At 43.7% G+C, this 7,511-nt stretch carries 8 protein-coding genes; all 8 read right to left on the bottom strand.

The window, feature by feature from the left end:
* Positions 1–568: YSIRK-type signal peptide-containing protein (locus tag AB5Y61_RS06095; protein ID WP_368403512.1), on the bottom strand; the 568-nt coding region annotated here is incomplete at its 3' end.
* Positions 569–771: 203 nt separating this feature from the next.
* Complete coding sequence (locus tag AB5Y61_RS06090) at positions 772–1,611, bottom strand: thymidylate synthase (protein WP_368403511.1); 840 nt, start codon at positions 1,609–1,611, stop codon at positions 772–774.
* Positions 1,612–1,689: 78 nt separating this feature from the next.
* Positions 1,690–2,649, bottom strand: coding sequence for an ROK family glucokinase (locus AB5Y61_RS06085; protein ID WP_368403510.1), 960 nt, complete (start codon positions 2,647–2,649; stop codon positions 1,690–1,692).
* An 85-nt stretch (positions 2,650–2,734) separates the two neighbouring features.
* Entirely contained in the window at positions 2,735–3,253 is a 519-nt protein-coding gene (locus AB5Y61_RS06080) for a hypothetical protein (RefSeq protein WP_368403509.1), read from the bottom strand.
* A 9-nt stretch (positions 3,254–3,262) separates the two neighbouring features.
* The gene (locus AB5Y61_RS06075; RefSeq protein ID WP_368403508.1) at positions 3,263–5,131 is read right to left on the bottom strand and encodes an ABC-F family ATP-binding cassette domain-containing protein; all 1,869 of its coding nucleotides are present in this window, start codon (positions 5,129–5,131) and stop codon (positions 3,263–3,265) included.
* Entirely contained in the window at positions 5,128–6,339 is a 1,212-nt protein-coding gene (locus tag AB5Y61_RS06070) for a CCA tRNA nucleotidyltransferase (RefSeq protein WP_368403507.1), read from the bottom strand. Before AB5Y61_RS06070 ends, AB5Y61_RS06075 begins: the two co-directional genes overlap by 4 nt.
* Positions 6,336–7,103: a 4-hydroxy-tetrahydrodipicolinate reductase gene (gene dapB, locus AB5Y61_RS06065; RefSeq protein WP_368403506.1), complete on the bottom strand. Its 768-nt coding sequence runs from the start codon at positions 7,101–7,103 to the stop codon at positions 6,336–6,338. The genes AB5Y61_RS06070 and dapB overlap by 4 nt, the downstream gene beginning before the upstream one ends.
* A 10-nt stretch (positions 7,104–7,113) precedes the next feature.
* The coding region (locus AB5Y61_RS06060; RefSeq protein ID WP_368403505.1) for a DegV family protein at positions 7,114–7,511 on the bottom strand (398 nt) is incomplete at its 5' end.

Below are 7,511 nucleotides of genomic sequence, written 5' to 3'. Positions count from 1 at the left end.
TTGGATCATTGGCATCACCCAATGCACGGCGATTACGACGGCGAGAAGTGTTGGCTGTCTCTTCAGTGGCTAGTGTACTGTTTGCTGGTACACCTTGACCAGCTGAAAGAGTTGGTGTTTCTTTTTTATCTGAACTTGTTGCAGCTGCTTCTACTGCCTTGTTTGCTGGCGTAGCTGCTTCTAATTTTGGTGTTGCAGCGGTTGATGTTTCCGGTGCAGTCGAGGCTACAGATGCTGCTGTGCTTGTGCTACTTGCTTCACTAGTTGAAGCAGGTGCTGTTGAAGTTGATGCTGCAGTAACAGCCGGCTTTGCTTCATACGTTGTGGCTGCTGTACTAGTTGTTTCAGCAGTTGATGCTGCTGAAGTAGCTGCTGAAGTTGCGGGCGCTTCTGACGCTGTTGCAACTGCTGCTACACTTTCACTTGTCGTATTTGTATTTTCTTCTGCGGCTGCACTTGCTGCTGTGCCAACCATGACAAGCGTTCCTAAAAGTACTGAGCAAACACCCACATTCAATTTACGAATTGAGAATCTGCTAATACGATCATTAAATAAGTCTTTTCCCATCTAATGGACCTCCATATTTATCTATAAATTAACATTCTTTTAAAATTTGTTTAGTTTTTCCAAACCTTATCTATTTTAACAAAAGCCGAACGAATTTCAAAACGTTTTGACTCAAAAATGAGTAAAAATTTTTAGCTATAATTGTTTTAATTCTGAAAGGATTTTACCAATAGACCAGGGCATCAAAAAAACTTGATTTATCACTAAATGGCAAGATCAAACTTCAATTGTGGCTTCACTGGATCATAATTGACCAACTCAAAATCTTCTGGTTTGATGTCAAAGAAATTGGTTCCATCTGGTACATTCAAAACTAAGCGCGGTTGGCAATTTGAAGGCTCACGACGAAGTAACTCTTCAGCCTGTTCAAATTGGTTGTCATAGATATGAAGGTTATTAATGAAGTAAAAGAACTTCCCAACCTTCCAGCCAAAGTGCTTGGCAATCATCATCTGAAGAGCCACATACTGCATGGCATTGATATGGTGAGCCACCAACATATCATTTGAACGCTGGGTCAGGGTCGCATCTAGATAGATCTCTCCATCAACCCTACGCACGTCAAACATGGTCTGAAAAGCACATGGCAAGAGTCCGTCGGTCTCCTCAAAGGCATCATAATCCCAGAGCGAGATGATGTTGCGGCGATTCCAAGGATTGGCTTCTAATTGTTTGAGGATTTTATTGGTAATGTCATGCTTTTTGACCACAGCACCATAGCGCTGACCGATGGTACGACTATCCCCTACTTCCCAGTCATTCCAGTAGTGGACATTGTATTTATCTTCTAACAGGTCTAAGCTATTCGACTGATCCTGGTAGATCCAGAGCATCTCTTTGATGGCTGATTTAATAGCAATAGGACGAAGGGTTGTAATAGGAAACTCCCCTTTTGCAAGATCAAACTCCATAAAGGCACCCGTGATGTATTTGGAGTTGGCCGTTCTGCCATCCTTGTATTTAGGTCGGGCCTGTTCAGACCAAACACCTTCTTCCATGATTTTCCGAATATACTCTTTAAAAATCGTATCTGCTTTTGTCATATCTCCTCCTTTAATCTACTATTGCCTTCATTATATCACAGGATAAAGAAAAAAGGAGAGGGAAATCTCCTTTTAATCTTATTGTAATACTAGAGATGCGGCACCGATAACACCGGCGTCATTTCCCAAAGTAGCAAGTGCCAATTGAGTAGATTCACGCACTTGTGGGAATGAGTTTTCTTCAAAGACTTTGCGCACACCATCTAACAAGAAGTCTCCAGCAGCGGAAACCCCACCACCGATAACGATCTTCGATGGGTTCAAGGTTGAACCAATGTTAGCAGCAGCAAGTCCAAGATAACGTGAGAAGTTCTTATAGACGATCAATGCAAGAGCGTCTCCCTCTTTTGCCAGGTCAAAGACCGTTTTAGCCGTTACTTCTTCTCCATTGTCGATCAAGACTTTCAATTGAGCGTCCCCTTCGTACTCATCGGCGTAACGACGAGTGAGGTTAACGATCCCAGTTGCTGATGCAACCGTTTCAAGACAGCCTTTTTTACCACAGGTACATTGGATTGGATCATCAAAGTCAACCGTGATGTGACCAAGTTCCCCAGCAGCTCCACGCACACCGTGCAAGAGACGACCTTCAGCGACGATACCACCGCCAACACCTGTACCAAGTGTCATGAAGACAACATCTGGTTGGTTTTCACCAGCCCCTTTCCAACGTTCACCCAAAGCAGCAACGTTGGCATCGTTATCAATGAAGAATGGAATATGAAGGGCAGTTTCGATCTTTTCTTTAACTGGTTGAAGAGTCTTCCAGTTCAAGTTGTAGGCACCGATAACTGTACCTTTTTCACGGTCAACGACACCAGGTGAACCCATTCCAATTCCTTGGAACTCAGAAGCATCAAGCCCAAGCATTTCCAAACGATGAGCGATTGATTCGATCATATCCTCTACAATATGGTTACCTTCATCCAAAATATTTGTTTTAATAGACCATTTTTCTTGAACTTCTCCATCCAAGGTAAGAATGGCAAATTTGATGGAAGTTCCTCCAAGGTCAATCCCAATAATTTTTTTAGACATCTATTACTCCTTTCAACCTGTAAACACTTACAGATCTATTATATCAGACTTTTTATCAAACGCAAAGGTTTGCACGTAATTTTTCTTAACTTTTTAACAAGAGACTGAAGGATTGAAATCCTAGAAGCAGGAAAATCAAACCAATAATATTCAAGAGAATGACACTGATTGATAATGGACTGACAATTAAGAACAAGCCGATAAAGAGCTGCACCAAGGCAAAGAAAATATAGCGCTTGGAAAGCTCTTCAATCTTCTTGGAATAGAAATTGGCTTTTCGGAAATTTAATACAGAGCGATAGATCAGCCAAATCCCTAAGGTGACTGGGAAGACAATCGGTAAGGTCTTGTAGCCATATAGTAGCAAGTAAACCGCGAACACCAAGGCAACCATACTGTGAAAGAGCTGTTGCTGCTTGATAATACCTGACTGACGCAATCGGTAATAGCGTGAAAAATGTGAAAAAGAGATTAAAAAGAAGCCACAGGAGATCAACCAGCTAAACGAGCCGATATGCTCAATGGGATTGATAAACAAGACAATACCAATAATGGTAAACATAGTAGCTGAAATTCCAAGAGATATGCGATTCAATTGATTCATAGGGCCTCCTTATTCATCTAATTCACTTAGGTAATCATAACGATCATACTTTTCAAGTAGACGCTCGTTTTCCTGATCTAGTTCTTTTTGAAGGGCTGACAACTTGCCAAAGTCAGAGCCGTTTTCATTCATCTCCACTTCAATCTCTGCAATTCGATTTTCAATTGCTTCGATATCTGTCTCAATACTTGCCCACTCTTGCTTCTCCATGTAGCTCATGCGCTTCTTCTCTTCTTTTGGCTTGACAGGTTTCTCTTTTTCAATCTTTTGACTAGCTGTTACCTGGGCTGCTTCAAAGACTTTTTCATCTAAATAATCCGTATAGTTGCCAAAGAACTCACGAATGCCCCCATTTTCAAAAGCCAGGATCTTGCTCGCTACCTTATCTAGGAAATAACGGTCGTGACTAACGGTAATAACTGGACCACCAAAATTTTGAAGGAAGTTTTCCAAAACCGTCAAGGTTGCGATATCCAAGTCATTGGTCGGCTCATCGAGGAGAAGCACATTGGGTTTTTCAATCAAGAGTTTCAAGAGAAAGAGGCGCTTCTTCTCACCACCGGAGAGTTTTTCGATCAAGGTTCCATGCATAGAACGTGGGAAGAGAAATTGCTCCAAAAGATCAGCGATCGAAGTTGTTCCGACAGTCGTCTTGACTTCCTCAGCCACTTCTTGCAAGAAATTGATCACGCGCTTGCTCTCATCCAAGCCATCGATCTGTTGAGAGAAATAAGCCACCCGCACAGTTTCCCCAATGATCACTTGCCCTGACTGAGGCTGGAGTCGCTCAGCGATCAGATTGAGTAGGGTCGATTTACCGACACCGTTATCCCCGACGATCCCGATGCGGTCCTTGTTTTGCACCAAGAGGTTGAAGTCTTGTAAAATCGGCTTATTTTCAAAAGCAAAACTCACATTCTTAAACTCGATGACTTTCTTTCCGATCCGGCTGGTCTCAAAGTTCATCTCTAGATCCGTCTGGTTGCTTTGACCAGACAAGTCTTGCTTAAGATCATGGAAACGATTGATCCGAGCCTGTTGCTTGGTCGCACGCGCCTGGGGTTGACGACGCATCCAGGTCAACTCCTGCTTATAGAGTTGCTGCTTCTTGTGAATAAGGGCCGCATCACGCTCATCTTGCTCAGCCTTTAAGCGGACATAATCCTGGTAGTTGCCTTGATACTCAATCAAGCCACCTCGATCCAACTCAAAGATCCGTGTTGAAATATTATCCAAGAAATAACGATCGTGGGTAATGAAGAGCACGGTTTTCTTAGAGTTCTTCAAGAAATTGGTCAGCCATTCGATGGTATCAATATCTAGGTGGTTGGTCGGCTCATCTAACAAGAGCAGGTCATGGTGAGACAGCAATACCTGGGCCAGCTGTACCCGTCGACGCAAGCCTCCAGATAGATCCCCAACTTTTGCATTCAAGTCTTCAATCCCAAGTTTCGAAAGGACTGTCTTGACCTGACTTTCGATTTCCCAAGCATTGAGTGAATCCATCTCCGCCATGACCTTTTCCAGACGTGTTTGGTTCTCTTCTCTGTAATCCGCCATCAAGAATTCATAATCACGAATCAGCTGCATTTCACGCAAATCACTGGATAATACTGTATCCAGAACTGTCTTATGATCATCAAAGTCTGGCTCCTGCGTCAAGTAACCAATCGTATAATCACTCTTGGCAGAAAAAGGACTCACATCTCCATCAAATCCAGAGCGACCAGACAACACATCTAACAGAGTGGTTTTTCCAGTCCCATTGACCCCGATCAATCCGATCCGATCCAAGTCATGAATAATAAAGGAAATCTCACGAAAGACGGTCTTATCTCCGACAGATTTGGTTAATTTATCGACAATAAAATCGCTCATTTTTCCTCCTCTTTTACTTGCTGGATATAGGCAATGATGGCTTCTTTTTCATTGGCCAGCTCCCCATCGACAATGGCGTATTCGATCTTTGTCAAAATCTCTCCCAAGGCTGGACCAGGTTGAAAGCCGTATTCTTTGATTAGCATGCCACCATTGACCACCACTTCGTGCTTATCATGAATGGTCAAGCTATCATAAACGCGCTCGATCGCTAGGTAATCGACGCTTAATTCAGACGCTTCACGGAGCTCTTCAGCCACTAGCAACAAACGCTTGTCATACTTGTAACATGCACGCTTGTCTAGACTTCCTTTTTCTCTATGCTTAAGAATCTCCACGATCTGCTCCACCGTCTTGGCAAAGTCTCTTGAGGTCTTCCATTTCTTAAAGAATTTTGGAATGTCTTGGATGTCTAGTGCTAAAACCAGAGCAGCCCAAGCCTGCTCAGAAGTTGAAAAGGTAAATTCAAGCTCTATGTCAAACAAACGCTCAAGTGATTCTTTGCGATCCTTCATCTCTGGCAGATAGTGATAGGCTTTACTTGCAAGCATGGCCTCCAAGCCTTGCCTCCAATATGGAGAAAGTAAGAGCTTATCAAACTCGATGAAGGTGCGCTCTACTGAAATCTTCTCTAGTAAGGGAGCACACTCCTTCATGGCATCAAAGGTTGCTGCTTCTAATTCAAAGCCAAGACTGGCTTGGAAACGAAAGCCTCGCATGATGCGGAGCGCATCTTCATGAAAGCGTTCATGAGGAAGCCCAACCGCCCGAAGAACCTTGTTTTCTAAATCTGCTAACCCCTGAAAGAGGTCAACAATCTCTCCTTTTTCATTTAAGGCAAAGGCATTGACGGTGAAATCGCGACGCTTCAGGTCTTCTTCTAGTGAGCGGACAAAAGACACGGAGCTTGGACGGCGATAATCGACATAGACATCCTCTGTCCGGAAGGTCGTAATTTCATATCCTTGACCATTTTCAAGAACCAAGACGGTCCCGTGTTCGATACCGATATCTACTGTTCGATCAAAAATCGCCTTTGTTTCCTCTGGATAAGAGGAGGAAGCGATATCGACATCGTGAATCGGACGATCCAAGAGAGCATCTCGGACAGATCCTCCCACAAAATAGGCCTCAAAACCAGCTGCTTTAATCTTCTCTAATATTGGTAAAGCCTCCTGAAACTCAGAAGGCATCTTTTTTAATCTCATAGTAAGTGTTCCAAACCATAAACAAGCTCATGACGCTTGACAACTTCTTTAATCCCTAGATTTACTCCTGTCATGAAGGAAACACGATCGTAGGAATCATGACGGAGAGTCAAGCCTTCGCCTCGGCTACCAAAAATCACCTCTTGGTGAGCCACTAGGCCAGGCAATCGAACCGAATGGATGCGCATCCCTTCAAAATCCGCCCCCCTTGCTCCAGGCATCAACTCTTCTTCATCTGCTGCACCTTGCTGGATTTTCTCGCGTTTCTCCGAGATCAACTCAGCTGTCTTAATCGCTGTTCCACTCGGTGCATCTTTCTTCTTATCATGGTGCAATTCGATGATTTCCACATTTGGGAAATACTTGGCAGCTTGCGCTGCAAATTGCATCAAGAGCACAGCTCCAATAGCAAAGTTCGGAGCAATCAAGCCCCCCAAATCCTTTTGACGCGAAAGGTCTGTCAATTCCTGAATCTGCTCAGGAGTGAATCCAGTCGTTCCCACAACAGGAGCAAAGCCATTTTCAATTGCAAAGCGAGTATTCTCGTAAGCAACCTTTGGCATGGTAAAGTCCACCCAAACATCTGCCTTTAGACCTACGACATCTTCTTTGCGGTTAAAGACGGGGACCCCTGCAACCTCTGTCTCATCAGTAAATGGATCGATCAAGCCAGCTAGTTCTAGCTCAGGATCTTCAGAAACCATCTGGTAGGCTGCTTGTCCCATTTTCCCCTTGAAACCTGCAATAATGACTTTAATTGACATAGAATTCTCCTTAAACGATAGGGATATACCCAACTGCTAAGCTATGGTCACCTAAGTGCGTCCCAATCACGCCTCCAAAGGTGGCAAAAGGAATTTCTCCCTCTACCCCTTCAGCCACCAACATCTGACGAAGCGCTTCGGCTTTTTCAGGTACATTGGCATGGATGATAAAGACTTGGTAATGCCCTCCGGTGATTCCTTCATCAATGATTTCCACCAAACGTTTTATGGCTTTCTTTTCCGTACGGACTTTTTCAAAAACTTCGATGACACCTTGGTCATTAAAGTGAAGGATCGGCTTGATACTCAAGAGATTGCCAATGATGGCAGCGCCATTTGACAGGCGTCCCCCCTTGACCAAGTGATTCAAATCATCGACCATAATATAGGCAGTGGTCCCATCAATCT

The sequence above is a fragment of the Streptococcus parasanguinis genome (genome assembly GCF_040908565.1).
Taxonomy (GTDB): Bacteria; Bacillota; Bacilli; order Lactobacillales; family Streptococcaceae; genus Streptococcus; species Streptococcus parasanguinis_AC.
This window is presented reverse-complemented; position numbering and strand designations above follow the sequence as displayed.

Excerpts from the sequence above, each read along its gene's own strand:
- AB5Y61_RS06090 (WP_368403511.1), bottom strand. The coding sequence starts at position 1,611 with ATGACAAAAGCAGATACGATTTTTAAAGAGTATATTCGGAAAATCATG.
- AB5Y61_RS06085 (WP_368403510.1), bottom strand. The coding sequence starts at position 2,649 with ATGTCTAAAAAAATTATTGGGATTGACCTTGGAGGAACTTCCATCAAA.
- AB5Y61_RS06080 (WP_368403509.1), bottom strand. The coding sequence starts at position 3,253 with ATGAATCAATTGAATCGCATATCTCTTGGAATTTCAGCTACTATGTTT.
- AB5Y61_RS06075 (WP_368403508.1), bottom strand. The coding sequence starts at position 5,131 with ATGAGCGATTTTATTGTCGATAAATTAACCAAATCTGTCGGAGATAAG.
- AB5Y61_RS06070 (WP_368403507.1), bottom strand. The coding sequence starts at position 6,339 with ATGAGATTAAAAAAGATGCCTTCTGAGTTTCAGGAGGCTTTACCAATA.
- dapB (WP_368403506.1), bottom strand. The coding sequence starts at position 7,103 with ATGTCAATTAAAGTCATTATTGCAGGTTTCAAGGGGAAAATGGGACAA.